Origin of the sequence: Niabella pedocola (assembly GCF_021044425.1) — a bacterium.
GTDB classification, from domain to species: domain Bacteria; phylum Bacteroidota; class Bacteroidia; order Chitinophagales; family Chitinophagaceae; genus Niabella; species Niabella pedocola.
Map to the genome: position 1 here is coordinate 19,202 of NZ_JAJNEC010000005.1, position 15,718 is coordinate 34,919.

At 50.9% G+C, this 15,718-nt stretch carries 10 protein-coding genes; all 10 read right to left on the reverse strand.

Annotation, left to right across the window (positions count from 1 at the left end; translation table 11 throughout):
• Positions 1-92: 92 nt before the first annotated feature.
• Positions 93-3,029 carry a CehA/McbA family metallohydrolase domain-containing protein gene (locus tag LQ567_RS07805; protein WP_231003868.1) on the reverse strand — a complete coding sequence of 979 codons (2,937 nt, stop codon included), beginning with the start codon at positions 3,027-3,029 and terminating at the stop codon, positions 93-95.
• Between the two features lie 70 nt (positions 3,030-3,099).
• On the reverse strand, positions 3,100-4,476 hold the full coding sequence (locus tag LQ567_RS07810; RefSeq protein WP_231003870.1) for a sialidase family protein: 1,377 nt from the start codon (positions 4,474-4,476) through the stop codon (positions 3,100-3,102).
• Between the two features lie 24 nt (positions 4,477-4,500).
• Entirely contained in the window at positions 4,501-6,807 is a 2,307-nt protein-coding gene (locus LQ567_RS07815; protein ID WP_231003872.1) for a twin-arginine translocation signal domain-containing protein, read from the reverse strand.
• A gap of 11 nt (positions 6,808-6,818) precedes the next feature.
• Positions 6,819-8,309 (reverse strand): sulfatase family protein, encoded by a 1,491-nt coding sequence (locus LQ567_RS07820; RefSeq protein WP_231003874.1) that lies wholly within the window; start codon positions 8,307-8,309, stop codon positions 6,819-6,821.
• 39 nt (positions 8,310-8,348) lie between these two features.
• Positions 8,349-10,136: a sialidase family protein gene (locus tag LQ567_RS07825; RefSeq protein WP_231003876.1), complete on the reverse strand. Its 1,788-nt coding sequence runs from the start codon at positions 10,134-10,136 to the stop codon at positions 8,349-8,351.
• 17 nt (positions 10,137-10,153) lie between these two features.
• On the reverse strand, positions 10,154-11,101 hold the full coding sequence (locus LQ567_RS07830; RefSeq protein ID WP_231003877.1) for an acetylxylan esterase: 948 nt from the start codon (positions 11,099-11,101) through the stop codon (positions 10,154-10,156).
• 211 nt (positions 11,102-11,312) lie between these two features.
• Positions 11,313-12,326 carry a D-2-hydroxyacid dehydrogenase gene (locus LQ567_RS07835; protein ID WP_231003879.1) on the reverse strand — a complete coding sequence of 338 codons (1,014 nt, stop codon included), beginning with the start codon at positions 12,324-12,326 and terminating at the stop codon, positions 11,313-11,315.
• Positions 12,327-12,330: 4 nt separating this feature from the next.
• Complete coding sequence (locus tag LQ567_RS07840) at positions 12,331-13,572, reverse strand: mandelate racemase/muconate lactonizing enzyme family protein (protein WP_231003882.1); 1,242 nt, start codon at positions 13,570-13,572, stop codon at positions 12,331-12,333.
• Between the two features lie 438 nt (positions 13,573-14,010).
• Entirely contained in the window at positions 14,011-14,427 is a 417-nt protein-coding gene (locus LQ567_RS07845; protein ID WP_231003884.1) for a contact-dependent growth inhibition system immunity protein, read from the reverse strand.
• A 66-nt stretch (positions 14,428-14,493) separates the two neighbouring features.
• On the reverse strand, positions 14,494-15,717 hold the full coding sequence (locus tag LQ567_RS07850) for a Gfo/Idh/MocA family protein (protein WP_231003885.1): 1,224 nt from the start codon (positions 15,715-15,717) through the stop codon (positions 14,494-14,496).
• Between the last annotated feature and the right edge of the window lies 1 nt (position 15,718).

A 15,718-nucleotide genomic window follows, 5' to 3' on the forward strand; every position in this document is an offset into this window, starting at 1 on the left:
TTTGTATATCTATTTTTGATTGATTCAAACCCGCTTCTTCATCCGATCCGCATTGCAGGGTCTTTTCTTTTTCCGTCCCCTGCTCCGCTTCATTATTTTGTATACGTTACCCATACCGGCGATCCCCAGGCCATGGCCCCATCCTGCTGGATCACGCGTACATAATAATAACTTTCACCATCCTTCTTATCCTGGTAACGTGTATCCTTAAATACAAATTCAAATGCACCGGTACCGGGCTTATAGGTTTGCACAACCGCATTGTTCCTGATAATATCCACCTGTTCAATGGCTGCCGTGCCAATAATGGTTCCGCTGATCCGGATGGGTGAAGCACTTATAAATGAGGCCCCCATCAGGTAGGTTCCTGCAGACCCAGTATGCTTTATATCCAGGATGATGTTATCGGTGGCCGCATAGGTACGCCGGTTGCGGATGGCGTTACCCAATCCTTCCGGCGTAAGGCTTTCGGCGATCAGGCAGGCATAACTGAGATGGGTGGAAATATGATCGGACGAAGCAATAAAGCCGAGCTTATAACCCTTCGCCAGTGCATTCCATGCAAAGCCCAGAGGTTTAAAGGAAGGACTCCGGGGTGCCGAAGAGGCGCGCCCTACCGGTTGAGTACTATCCGGGAGTGTATACCGTTTATACGGACGCGGGCTGCCGGCGTATTCATAACTATCACGCATGCCCTGGTAAATTTCCATTAACGGCTCTACCAACGGATCATTGTCCCGCCAGTCCGTGCCACTGGTGCGCCCGGTGGTATGCGGAATGCTGAACCCGTTGTGGCGGCGCAGGTACCAGTACAATGCGCCGCTGCCTACATAGCCACCGCGGGCTTCAAAAGCGCCAATGGGGTAAATATAGGGCGTACCTCTTTTTGTAAAAAAGATGTTGCGGTGCCCATTGGGATACTCCACAGAGCGTTCGTATCCGTAAAAGGAAACAAAGGCATCGGGGATCTGGTACAGGTCCTGCAGTTTTTGTGTGTTCCACCAGTTGTATTCATCCCATACCGCATCCGTATGATTGGAAACGCCTAAAAAGTCCAGGGCGGCGGCATCCCGTGCATAGCGGTAGGCATCCAGTATGGAGCCATCATTGCTCCCGTCTACGGAGATATCGGTATGCCGGTGCAGGTCGCCCCGGTAGATGGCGTATTGTTTGGTACCGTTTTGAATGCGGTAGTTACGGATCCGTTGCACCGCTGCTTTTTCCAAAGGATCAAACGGCTTATAATCCGTTATACGTGTTTCATTATAAGCAGCCAGCTCCGGTGCGTTGCTTCCCCGCCATTTCCCGATCTCGCCCAGCGCCACCTGCAACTGGTTATGCTGATAGGTTTTCCGGTTGCGCAGGTCTGTGGCCCAGGCGGCCCAGATGTTTCCGTCAGCATCTATTGCCGTAGCCGGCAGCATGTCGTTCCGGCCCGCGCTCTGCGGGACACAAACCGGCGGGCTCCAGCTCCCGTTTACATACTGTAACGCCTGTATCTCAAAAAGCGCCAGATCAATCGGTCCCTCCAGGGGTGTATCCGGCTCCCGCATTACCAGGTGCCGTACCAGCAGCCAGGGATTGCCCTGCGCGTCTATTTGCAATTGCGGCAGTTCCCAAAAATCTTTCGGAGCTAACACGGCTGATAACGGCTGCCTGGTAGTGAGCACGCGGTCTCCATCCAGACAGATCAATTTCACGGAACGCGATTCATGCAAACGGGTTTGCTGCCGGTCCAGCAAAAAGCCTACGTCCTTGCCCCAGTTTTCACCCGACTCATCCCATGCCAGCCAAAGACGGTTCTGCTGATCATAGGCAATGGAAGGGTGCGCTTCAAATTTCCCGGTTGCGATCACGGCCCGTTCCGCCTGCCATTTCCCGTTTATATACTGCCTCAGGTAAATATCATAGCTTCCCTTTGCATAACCATCCCAGGCAATAGAAACAGTACCATTGGGGGCGGCAGCAACCACCGGCCACCAGTTGTTACCCCCGGCAGATGCGCCGTTGCTTACCTGCACTACCGGTTTCCAAACACCTTTTTCCAGCTGCCGTGCGCAGATCCGGCTATTGCCGCTTCCCGTTTGCTGCCATACCAGCCAGATGTTTCCCCTGGAATCGGTGGTCATCCGGTGATACAGATTCCGTACAGCCCCTCCTGTTGTAAGGCATTGGATTGCCGACCATTTGCTGCCATCAAAGCGGCGCGTATACAGGTCAAACCGGTTCTTTACCTGCATGGCCCATACCACCCATATATGACCGCCCTCATCTTCGGCAAGGGCCGTGGAAAAAATATCTGCATGCTCCGCAATTGTTACCGAAGGAAGCCATACGCTGCCCCGTTTGCATTGCACCACCAGTTTATCAGCAGTTCCATCAAAAGCCTGCCGGGCCAGCCAGGTTGTTCCGTTCTTTGCAATCAGCAACGCAGGGTAATCTTCCTGGTCTTTGAGCGATGTTGTTATGGGCGCTGTAACCGGTACCACTTCTACCCGTATACTGCTGTCCAGGAAATACGCTACCCGTTCCTTTATTATTTCATCGGGTACAAAATGAAAATCACCGCGGGCGGTTTTAATGGATACGGATGTTGTCAATACAGGATTTTTAAGCCGCAGGATGATACTGGGACAAACGATTACCGGCTTCAGCGCGGCTTCCCCGTAAAGACTGTCCAGCTGACCATGATCATGCCATTCTGTAGTAGGCCCATGCAGGGGCGAAGGACGCGTGCTGCAAATCCAGGAGCTGCTGTTTGGAAGATAATCGTTGGGGAAGGGCGGATCCGGCAATTTGATGCTGATGATCCCTTTTGACCAGCCCTTGGCCTCGTACTGATGATCCCGGAACCAATCTGCCTGTACCGATAATTCCTGACCGGCCGCAGGGATCACCTGCCCGTTCCAGGCCGCTGGCTCTTTATCCCTCAGACCAAATACAATCCGGAAAGACAGTTCCTTCCCCGCAGCCTGGGCCCCGGCCCCGCAGCTCACCAGCAGCAATATGCTCATAATGATCAACCTCATGGCCTCATTTAATTTATGCAGGCAGTAGACGTCATTTATTACAAAACCAATTGCGTATTCTTTACTGCACTTATTGTTTGCGGATGGTTACCGGGCGACCGTACGTATAACGCCCTTCCTTATAGCCCCACCAGCCCCAGTCGTACACCACAAAGATCTTATTGTCTTCCTTTGTTTCTTCTACGGCCATGTAATGGGTGGTAGGAATACCGGAGGTCAATTGCTGTACATTGCTCCAGGTATCGCCGCCATCGCTGCTTACCGCGATGTAGTTGCCGTTCCATGGATGATTGAACTTTTGCCAGCAGGCTTTTGCCGGAATACGAACGCCAAAAGCCGCCACCAGCAGCCCGCTGCGCAATACACAAAGGTCCGGGTCAACTACCGCGCCGATGATCTCAACGGCGTTTTCCACTACCGGGATCCCCTTTCGTTTTACCTCTTTAAACATCTCCTTCCATTTCTCTGTAGCATAAACATCCCGGTCTGCAAACTGGATGGGCTCCGGTTTACTCCAGGTTTTGCCTTCATTATCGGAATATGCCTTAAACAGTTCCCTGCCGGTACGCATAAAGCAGATCAGCCGGCCCGCATGTTTTCCTTTATTAACGCGGTTCAGCACCGGTTCGCCAAAACCTTCTGTTTGTGCCTGTGGCATGGTCGTAATGCTGGATACATATTTCCAGTGACGTCCTTTGTTGGAGGAACGGAATACCATTACCCGGGTCTTGATCATACGCACCTCGTAGTCGGAAGGGCTTTTATCGCCTTTCTGCCAGCCATAGATCGTTGTCATAAGATCGCCGTTCGGCATTTCAAAGATCCGGCGATGCAGCCGCATGGCCACATGCGGACGGCCGCCATCATCAGAAGAAGCATAAAAATTGGAATCAGGCATATCAAACGTAACCGTAACCGGCCCCTTCACCGTTTTCATATCATCCGTTGAATAAAACATCAGTGATTCACCGGTATCCGGTTTACTACCCGGTGTTACGTAGGTTTCCAATCCCATGATGGTACCATCTTTCAGCTGCACGATCCCACCTTCGATATTGATATCATTTTTACCAGGCAGCAAGGCGATCTTTTGCCAGGTGGCTCCTTTGTCGCGCGACACTACCGTATCTACCGCAAACGGATAATAGATCCGTTGCTGCGGCTGCGGCTTATTGTGGTTCTGCGCCTGCACCACGATGGTATCATTGCGCGTAATGAGCATGGACGGCTGCAACCCATCGTCCAGCACCATGCGTTCCTCACCGTATTCAAACTTCAGCCGGTTATCCGTTAGCACGGTAACCGGCGTATTCTGCGCTACGCTCCATTGTGCCTGTGCTACCGGTTGTTTTCCCGGAAACAGTGTTGTATGTACAAACGGCACACCAGCCATTACAATGCCGGTTTGTTTTAAGAATTTTCGTCGGGATGATTGATGATTGTTCATATCCTAAAATTGATTGGTATGTTTTTAGTTGGATGATACTTTCAATAGTTCCTGTCCGTAAACCGGCAACACCAGGCTCACGATCCCTTTCTGAAGTTGCCGGCCCGTATAGCGCCCCATTTTTTTACCGGCAAACAAGGCGGTTACCGTATAGTTCTTTTCCGGTTGAACCCAGGGGATATTGATGATGCGCGCGCCGGCGTCCGCCGTACCCCGGATCACCACCACCACACCTTCGCCCTGCTCATTGAGCTTACCCCACCAATGCCAGCCGGTTTCGGTAGGTTGCGGTACTCCGCTGTACTGGAAATACTGGTAGATATTGTAGGTTTGCTGCAGGCTTTTGAGCAGGTCAACCCGTTTCCGGTAATGCAGGATCTGCTCCGGTGTTAAAGAAGACAGGTCTCCGGCAAAAACGGTAGGGGCACCCATCAGCCAGCTGCAAAGCTGCCGGTCCTGCACCTGCGGGGTTAAACTGCCTTTTATGTTTACAGCATGCGCTGCATAAAACTCCACGGAATACAGCGGCAATCCCCTGTGGCTGAAATAACGCTGCCGCGCTTCCCAGCAACTATCGATCAGCTGCTCCCGCATTTTCAACGGGTCATAGGGCCAATCGGGGCTTACGCGCTTGCTGCCATTGCCCGATCCTTTATAAGTATTGGGTGTGGTATGAAACGCACAGGCATATTTGAGTACGGCAATATCAGCCGGAGGGCCCGGTGTACGCCAGTAAAGCTCATGTGTTAACTGCGTCCAGATATCCGGTGCCATCATGCCTACCCGCTTCGACATTTCCAGCAAACCCCGCAGCCCGCGCAGCAGTGATTCTTTTTTAGTGCGGCTCTCATGCGCCGCGGCGATATCGCCTTTGCTGATATTGGTCAGGTCTACCTTTACATAGGTCATCCCGTATTTATCCCGCATATACAACAGGTCGTTGGCGAAATAATCCCGCCAGGGCCCGGAAAAGCTCATACCATAACCCCGCTTCGTATTTTGAAACAGCGGAAGCGATCGTCCATCCGGAAGCGCTTTCAGATCCTTTGCTTCACCGCCGCGGAAACAGGAGATCCATAGCCCCAGCTGCAGGCCCTTGGACCGGATATAGTTGCAGGTAGCCACAAAATCCGGGAAACTGCTTCCCGGTTCCGATCCACCCGGGGCCGGTGTTCTTGCCCAGCCTTCATCCATCTGAAACGTTTCAAAACCGATAGCGGACGCTATATCCGCCTGCTGCCGCATATCTGCATCATTCAGCTTATCCAGGAAATGGGTATACGAGCACCAGATGGGCGCAGGCACCTGTGCTGCGGCTGCGCGCAGTCCTACACTCCCTCTCAGGAAATCTTTGAAAGGCGTTTCCACCGCCCGGTCCAGTGGTGTGGAAATTCCACTGATCGTTGAAACAGCCGCCCCCGAAAAGCCAAACTGGAATACAGGTTCGGTTGCAAAATGTTCGGAAGGGCCCAGTACCCATTCAAAATAATCATCCGCATAACCGGTACTTCCGGTTGCACGGATTGTGCGCACTGCAGAAGGCACCTCGCTGGTTATGATTACACCTTTTGTTTGTGTTGCATTGCTGAATGCCACCATACTGCTCTCCGCTCCCTGCTCCGCCGGGGTTAGCGGTGTTATTGTACGGAAACCGGAGGCGATGGCAATAGCGTCTATTGAAAACCGGTCGATCTTTAACCAGTGCCTCCCATTATTGATCACCTCCATCCATTTGCGGATAGCCGGATAGCCTTCATATACTTCATAAAAGATACACAGACTTACGCCCTGCAACGCCGGATCCGCAAACGCAGCCGCCCTTAACTGCAGCCGGGTAAGCCCCTTACCGGGATGTGTAACCTCTGTTGCCACCAGGCGGAACCGCGTTGCCAGGTCTGGCCCGCCGACCACCGCAACCGGGCTCCAGCTTACCGGCTGATTGTCGCCTTTGGCGTTTACAACGGAGCCATCGGTCCATTGCATGGATCCATCGGACTGTAACCGTATACCTGCCGGTTTTTGATCGGGTGTGGCTTGGTAAAATGCCAGGCTGAAGTCCTCCGCAGCTTCCTCAAGCAACGACGTCCCGTTTACAGAAAGGCTCCGGGTTACCACCTGCCCGTTGCGGATATCTAATACTCGTTTAAGGATGCCTGCATGAATGGTTATACATGCATCCTCCAGGCGAATGGTATAATCCTCCTTTTGCAGCAAGGGAGCAACCTCCTTCCCACGCTGTGCAGCCAGGTTTACCGGTAAACCTGCCAGCGGTAAGGCGCCGCCCAATACCGTTGCCTTTTTTATAAACTGTCTCCGGGATCTGCTGTCCATTATTGAATCGGTTATTTTTTATTTCCGTATAAGTATTCAGGGTACTTCCACTGCATGTTTTTCGAAACGCGCATCGTATCATTCTCCTGTGTTAATTTGCGCAGTTTATCCGGGAACCGCAAGGGGTCATCCGTTTCCTCCTGCCAGCGCAACAGTACGTTTACCAGGCGGTCTTTGATAGTAGTATACCTTGCATCGGCGGAAAGGTCGTGAAACTCATAAGGATCTTTTTCCAGATCGTACAACTGCACTTTCGCCGGCTGTACCCAATCCCGGTAGGCCTTCTGTATCATCTCCGGAGCCGTTTTCAGTTCTTCCAGCGTTGGGGAGCCGGCTACGGCATCTGTACGCGGTTTTGCACTGTTGCGGGTATAGTTTACCGCTACTTCGTTTTTGCGCCCGTCATCGAGTAACGAATAAATGATCTTATAGCGGCCATCCCTTACCGCCCTGCGGGGATAATACATACCGATCTGATCGGCGTTCTTTTCTGTAAAGAGATGTTCCCTGAAATGAAGGGCCGGCCTTGCAAATAGCGGCATCAGGCTTTTACCGCTTAGTTCCGCCGGTTTTGAAAGCCCGGCCAGCTCCAGTACCGTTGGCACAATATCAATGGTAGACACCAGTGCCTGTGACTGCGTTCCGCTTTTAATGACGCCCGGCCAGGAGGCGATAAACGGTACTTTATTCGAGGCCTCATAAATATCAAATTTTCCCCGCGCCATTTCATCACCATGATCCGATAAAAAGATCACCAGCGTGTGCTGTTCTTTTCCTGACTGCTTTAGCTGTTGCATCAGTTCTCCAACACATCCATCCAGCCGCAGCATACAATTGTAAATACTGCTGGTATAGCTGCGGATACGTTCATTATCGAACCCGATATACGGGAAGGAACTTACCTGTGCCGGCGTCACCGTTTTTGAGGGGCGTCCCTCCACCTGGTCCTGGAAAGGCCAGTGTGTATCCGGAAAATTCACCATCAGGAAAAAAGGTGCATCCGAAGCCCGCATAAATGCACCGGCAAAGGCGGCATATCGTTCCAGCCCTTTCTTTTCATAGTTGGGACTTTGGATGGGATGCATATCCATCGGGAAAAGCGATTCCGGCTCCAGGTGCAGTTTACCGATCATTCCCGTACGGTATCCTGCTTTTTTTAACAAGGTATAGATCGTTTGCACCGGACCCACATAATGAAAGCCATGTGTGGTCAGCCCCAGGTGCCCGCTCTGATGTGGGTATAACCCGGTAAGGATACTGCTCCGGGACGGGCTACAAACAGACTCTGTTACATAAGCATTCCGGAACAGGATCCCCTGCCGCGCCAGTTGATCGAGATGCGGCGTCTGTATATTCCTGTCGCCATAACAGGACAGGTGCGGACCGTGGTCTTCAGAAACGATCAATAACACGTTAGGCGTTGTTTTGGCCCGGGCGTTACTGTGCAGCGGCCCGATGACCACACACAGCAACGCAACATAGATAAGACCGATCGCTTTCATGCTTTATTCCGTTTATGAACCGGCTGTTCTTAATTTCCCTCAGGGCTTCCAATAGGTAGCGCCGATATAATATTTGCCAAAAAGATTAAAATAATACACGGTCATGATCCGGCCGTCCTCCATTTCAAGCGACTCCGGGTAGCCGATATCCCAGTTTATAAAATCATCCCGCAGCACTACTTCATTTTTAATATCCCAGGTCTTCCCGTTATCGGAACTGAAACAGGCCCGTATGCCCCCTGGTTCTGCATGCCGGCCTGCACCTTCGCGGATCCCATAAGTCGCCATGATCCGGCCGTCCTTAAGCTGCACGAGGTCTACTGGATGCCCGATCATTTTTGTTTTGAACGGCGGCACCCAGGTTTTACCTGCATCATCGGAATAACTGATATAGATCGCATTCTCATCCGCATGATTGCGCAACCCGGCGATCAGCCTTCCGGTTTTTGTGCGCACCAGTCCAGGTTCCAGGAATCCTTTTTGCTTGCCACCCGGGTCACCCGCAATGGTAGACACATAGTTCCAGGTCTTTGCTTTATCTGTAGAGCGTAATAGAACGGCGCCGATATTTTTGGAATCGCCGTTAATACCATAACCAATCACACCCATCACAATACTTCCGTCCGGCATTTCAACCGGTGCGTCCGTGGGCCCTTCCACACCGGTAAAGGGTTTACCCTTCATATCGATAAACGCCCCCTGCTCCCATGTTTTGCCATTATCCTTCGAGGTAATAAAATGCGCCCCCAGCCTTGCGCGGTTCAATGGCGCCAGCTTTACCGTTCCACCCCAATTGTAGGTACCGTCCGGTATGTACAGCTCATTATAAAAGATGCCTACCACGATGGTGCCATCTTTTAGCTGGATACCGCAGCCCTCCCGCTCATCCAGGTCCTTTATAGCGCTCACCACTTTCCGGTCGCCCCAGGTTTTACCATTGTCTGTTGACCGCAACATCACAATATCCCCGTCATTAGCAAAATGTTCCGTAGCCTCTCTTGTAAAAAGCAGGATATCACCGTTCTTTAATTTAATGATATCTGCAGGATGCAGGTGGCGATAACCGTTTGTATAAATGAGCTGGTGTTCGTACTGCTTGTTTCCAAGCTCCTTGCTGTATAACTTGGAGGCCAGTATATTGGTCTGCTCCAGCAGCAGGTTTATGTCTTTCTGCATGCCATCGATCCGTTTTTCCAGCTTTTGCACGGTGGGCGCCTGTAACACATCCTTATACGCTTTTACCATGAACCAGCCATGATCCCAGCCATCGAAGGGCAATAACTCAACCGCTATGGTAGCAGCCTTTCCCGGCTCCACAACCGAAGCCGGAACGGTTAATTGATAAATGCCGCTGTTTCCGTTCAATGCAAACTGCCGGTGTTCGCCGGTGTAGGGAAATTCTGTACGCTTGGAAATGTATTTGAGCTCAAATGCTCCTTCCTTCCAGGTAAAATCATGTGTTTTCCCGATATTGAACGTAAGCGCATACGCACCATTCACACTTAAGCGCAATTCAGGACCGTTGAGCATAATAGCCGGTAACACGGCGCTGGAACCAATAAAGCTAAAGGTCGTGTTCACCTTCTCCGGTACAACCGCTGTTTTCCAGGACAACCAATTTTTTTTTATTTGCCCCTTTGCCCACCAGCCTGCGGTCATATACCCTTTTGTTTGTCCGCGAAAATCACGTACCGCTGCTGCCCTGTTGGCATTATAATGAAAAGCGACCGTATCGAACCCTTCCACCTGTTGCGCCTCCTGGGCACACACGGATCGGGTAATAAAACATAACAGGAACAGGTAAAGGATTGGTTTTGATTGTCTCATATTTTATGTTTAAATAATCAATGCTTGTTTTTAAAATACTGATCCAGGAATACCCAGGTGCGCGCATAGGAATCCATACAACTTGTGTGCGGGAGATCAGGATAAAACCGGTACGTTTTTTCCCCGGCCGGTATCCGGTCATATACTGCTTTAACGGTTGGCGCCGGACATAGTGCATCCTTACCTCCCGCGCTCATGAATACCGGCACGCGGATACGGCCAGCCAACATATACGGATCAAAATAATCCAGCGTACGGAATGCCTTTTGATTGTTATTGCCCGCGCGGTCCAGCAGGTTCTTTGCAAGTGATGGCAAAGCTGCTGCCCTCCGCAGATCACATAAGAACGGCACATGTGCCACTACAGTCTTAATACGGTTGTCCAATGCGGTAACGGCAAGTGAGATCCCGCCGGCCTGGCTGGTGCCCACCATTGCGATGCGGGTAGTATCAATATCCGGACGTGTAACGATATAATCGATCATCCGGATAATGTCCATATACCCACCCTGGTAATAATAGCCTTCGGGCGAAGCCAGGTTGGTGCTGAGCTTATCACTGTTAATCGTGAAGTAATTTGAAGAAATGCCCTGTCCTCTGGGATACACCTGTAATACGGCATAGCCCCGCTGACACTCACCCAACTGCACCCCCTGGCCATTGCCGCTGTATCCGCAGGTGGTTACCAGCAACGGCCAGGGCTTTGCCGGAGTTTCCCCCTGAACGGGGATCGAAAGATAACCGGCTACCGTAACCTTGTTAAGACTTTTTACCGTAATAAAGTATTTTTTATAAGGCAGTGCTTCTGTTACCGGCTCCGTTTTACCGTCGATGGGTATGGCCGACAGTTGTGTACGCGTTTTTTGCCAGAAGGCATCAATGCTATCCGGTAGATAGCTTACGTTTGCCCATACACGGACACTGCTGCAGAGGGTCAGCCACACCACCCCCATTATCGTTAACATATATTTCATTTCACCCCTATATTTTTATTTTATTTATAGGGCAGATGCCCGCGTGACCGAACCTTTAGGTACCTGCGCTACAGGGAACATAAGATGCAACTTTCTGATTTGTAAGCATACAAATCAAGGCTGCCGTGCATGGCTCCGACAGGCCTGCAGCTATGACAGCTTCACGCGCCTCCAGGAAACACATTACCACCCAAGTTCAACCTTATTTTCCTGTAAGCGCAGCGGCTGACAACTCGTTTAACAATGGCTTCCCGTTCCGGAGACGTTGTACATTTTCAAAAAAGATATCCCACACCCGTTCCAGAAAATGCGGACTGGCACTGGAACCCGAAATATGCGGCGTGAGGATCACGTTATCCATTTCCCATAACGGATGTTCCGGCGGCATGGGATAATGATAATGCGTGTCCAATGCCGCACCGGCAAACCAGTTTTCCTGCAACGCACGAACCAGGGCCGCCTCTTTGATCAGCGGGCCCCGCGCGGGGTTTAGCAGGAACGCAGACGGTTTTAACAACCGTAACTCCGCTTCCCCAACAATCCCCTCAGTGCTTCCGGTTTGCGGAATAGCCATGATCAAAAAATCGACCGATCTTAAAAATGCGTCCTTTTCATCCATTCCAAATACACGATCCGGCAACAAGCCTTCCGGATCGCCGGTTCCGGGTACACAGTAGGTATGGTGGCGTGGTTTTAAACCCGAGCGGCTCAATACATGTACGGTCATTCCAAGGGCCCGGGCCAGCCGTGCCGTTTCCCGGCCGATACCGCCATACCCCCAGATACCCACCACCCTGCCCCTTATTTCATCCTGGAAACGTGCGGAGCGGTCCCAGACCTTTTGCTGCTGATTGCGCTGCATGCCTTTGAAATCCCTGGCAAGATGAATCATCATCGCCATGTTCCATTCTGCAATAGGTACGTCAAATACGCCCAATGCATTGCAGCAACGAATATTCCGTTGGGCAAACCCCTGGTTAATGAGCTGTGTATAACCCGCAGAGGCGATCTGTACCAGTTCCAGGTTTTTCATTGCTGCATGATTTTCCGGGGGAATGGTACAAAGCAATACGGTGCCATGTTCAATTTCAGCCACCGGCAGCGTTCTTGCTACCACCGCCGGCTCCGGAAGCAGGTGAACGTTTATTCCATCCAATTCCTGTATCTTTTTTAAAACAGGCATATATACCGGCAGGTCAATAATCAGTTCCATCATCCGATCAGGTTGTAAGTATTTTACCCGGCACGCTGTTAAACTCGCCGCTTCCGGGCACAAAGGGAAAACGTGCTATCGTTGCAGTTGTGAGCTCTATCCCAAGTCCCGGCTTCTCGGGGGGCAATACGAACCCATCTTTTATTTGCAGGCTGTCCCCGATCAGCTCACTGTGCAGGGGACCGTAGGCCGGCGCCACTTCCAGCATCACCGTATTAGGACATGCAAAACCGGCATGTATATTCTGCATCTGTGCCGCACCGGCACCCCAGGCATGTGGGGCGATGCTATTGTTTTTTTGTGCCAGGCTCGCCGCAATTTCCATAAATGGTCCCAGGCCGGATACAAAGGCTGCATCGGGCTGGCCGATATGGAAACAGTCCTTTTCAATGAAGGTTTGCCATTCGCTTGCTGTGGTAAGGCACTCGCCACCGGCAATACGTGTTTTTGTATGGCTGCAAAGTTCCGCATACCAGTCGGGACGGGTATAGTGCAGCGGTTCTTCCAGGAAGAACAGGTCTTCCGTTTCCACCGCTTTCGCCACCGCCAACGCCGTATCCAGGTTCCAGGTGGCCGCAGCATGATTGCCCATATGCGCATCCAGCATCAGCCACAGCTCCTTTCCGAAACGTTCTCTGATAAAGCGGAGTTTTTCTACTTCAAAAGCAGCGGCAGCTTCCGGCTCATTTGAAATCACAGATCCTTGCTCCTTGTAATACGCTCCGGCACCTACTTTCACACCTTTAAATCCAAGCGAACAATAGTATTCGATTTTACCGGCCAGCTTATCCAGCGGATAGTTGCTGGGCCCTCCCGTTGCATAACACGGCAGCTGTTCGTGTTGTTTTGCTTCCCCGAAATCCTTCCCGTAGGCTTCCTGCAACAACCGGTATACCGGCAGTCCTTCAGCCTTTCCTTTCAGATCCCAAAGCGCTGCCTCGATACCTGTAAGTGCAATAGCACCCAGGCCTACCCGGCACCAGAAATTGCCGCAGTGGTACATGCGCTGCCAAAGCGTGCGGATATCCCCGGCATCAGCCCCAATGAGAATGGGCTTAAAAAAATCCACAATCGCGGGTATGGACTCCGGGAAAAAATAGCCCCCGTAAGTTTCGCCGATACCCGTAAGTCCCTCCTCTGTTTCTATCTTTATAAAAGCGGCGCTACGTAATTTGCGCGCCTCCGATAAATAGGGATCCAGGGTGCAGGGACCCGTGAGCAATATGGTGGTAACGTCTTTAATTTTCATGCAACTGCTTATCTCGTTAAAACGGCATTATCGTCATCGTTCAAAAATACTTTAACCGGCTGCAGGATGCTGATACTTTTTGATATTGTAGTAGTATTTTCTTTTAGCAGGCAGATCGAATATCTTCTTCGATGCTGTTTCAAAAGTCCTTCATTTGTCATGCCTTCCCTATAGCCGTCGGGATAGTCCTTTCTTTACAAAAAAAGAAGGTTTATTGCTACTAACGATATCCGGATCGCAGCCATAGCAAAACAACACAATCCGATTTTTATTACCTGGTGCAAACATTTTAATAAAATTGAAGAGCTAAAAACCAACGCATGGTAAAATCATCCCGACACATATACTGTAAAGAACAATACTGGAACGGTAAAGCGACTTAGGAAACAAACAAGCACTGACGGCAAAAAATGCGTTTATCTGCTGTTTGCTGGCTCCTTACTTCTCACTAAATACGGTATCAAATAAAAAGGTTGGAATTTTGAGTACGGCGAGCTCCTGCCGCCTGTTTTTAATCAGATCATTTATAGCGGTCCACAAGGGTCTGTTAGCGAGCCAGAACTCCGGATCAATTAAAAGAATGTTCTTTAGCAGATCTCCCGGAAAACAACTTCCCTCCGCAAAGAGATCTGCCTTCAAATATCCGGTTGCCAATGGAATAAGATAGCACAGAGAAAATCCCTGGCCAATCATTAAACGCAGGTCTTCAATGGCAAATTGATCAAGCGGCACCTTGGTCAGATAGATACAACGCCGGATCATGCTTGTGGGAGCATCCTCCGGCCTTCCGAAGTTGTGTTGCTCCAGGTCCTCAATGGTTTTATGATGCCAGTTATTCTTCAAGTTCAGGTTCACTTTTGTGGCCGCAGGGCAGCACAAAGCAATTTACATCATTTTTACACATATTTGCACTTATCCGCTTTACCGTCCGGGATCAAAAACCGGGATCTTCATCCGTTCACCGCCCTTTAAGGCAGAGGCGTGGGCTACAATACCGGGAACGGTATAGGCCAGCGATTCATAGATATCAACGGCTGGTTTCCGGTTGTGTATCAGCGCATCTATGAACTCGTGTGTGATAAAGGTATGGGAACCACCATGCCCGCTGTTATGCCGCAGCGGGGCGGGCAGCAGTTCCGTTTGCCACCAGAGTTCCTGTTTGTACGGCTCGGTAAGAGGCGCTTTATGTATAAACCCCGCATCATCATATCCTACCCGGTCTGCATACCGGACTATGAGATTGTCCTTCGGATCGGATTCTGTATGTGCCATATAAAAGCTCATTTTTTCGCCCTCCCATTCAGCACGCTCAGCGTTCCGCACTGCTGCGCGCCAATCCACTTCTACCTTAAAGGGATGGCCCTTATCGGTTTCAAACAACGCCGTTTCATTCCAGAAAGGGTTTTTGTAAACATTCTTTTTCAATATAGGGCTATCATCACCCCAGCCCATACAGCTTACCCGGGTCAGCCGTTCTCCGGTTACAGAGATCAGAAAGGCCGTGCAATGTGTAGGGTAAAGCATGGGCGGCAGTCCGTGCCTCCAGGTAGGTTTTTTATCTTCATCAAAATACAGTGCCTCCAACCCCGGGTGATGGTATGCTCCCGCAGCTCGGAAGATGGTTCCGAAATCACCGTTCCGGTACAGCTTCCGCACAGAGATGGTCTGCTGGCGGTAATAACTGGTTTCTGCCATCATATAGGTAAGACCCGTTTGCTTTACGGTTTCCAGCACCCGGCGGCAATCTTCCAGCGTTAATGCCAGGGGCACGGCGCAAAGCACGTGTTTCCCTGCCTTCAGCGACTGGATAACATGCGTGGCATGATCCGGCGCCGGTGTAGCAATAAATACGGCTTCTACGTTTTTATCCTTTAAAAGTGCCGTAAGGGAAGGATAGCTTTTGGTGCATTTATACGTTTGCATCAGGTGCTGCCGCCGGTCTTCCCTTAGATCACTAACAGCTTCAACCATGCAATCCGGATGCTCATGAAAATGAAAGGACGCTCCAAAACGCCCGCCTACAATACCCATCCTTATTTTCTTTCTGTTGCCGGAACGGTTAATGGCAAAAGCGTTACCCGGGGCCAGCAGTACCGATGCAGTTGTGGTACCTGCTATAGCAAGAAAGGACCTTCTGTTCAGCATA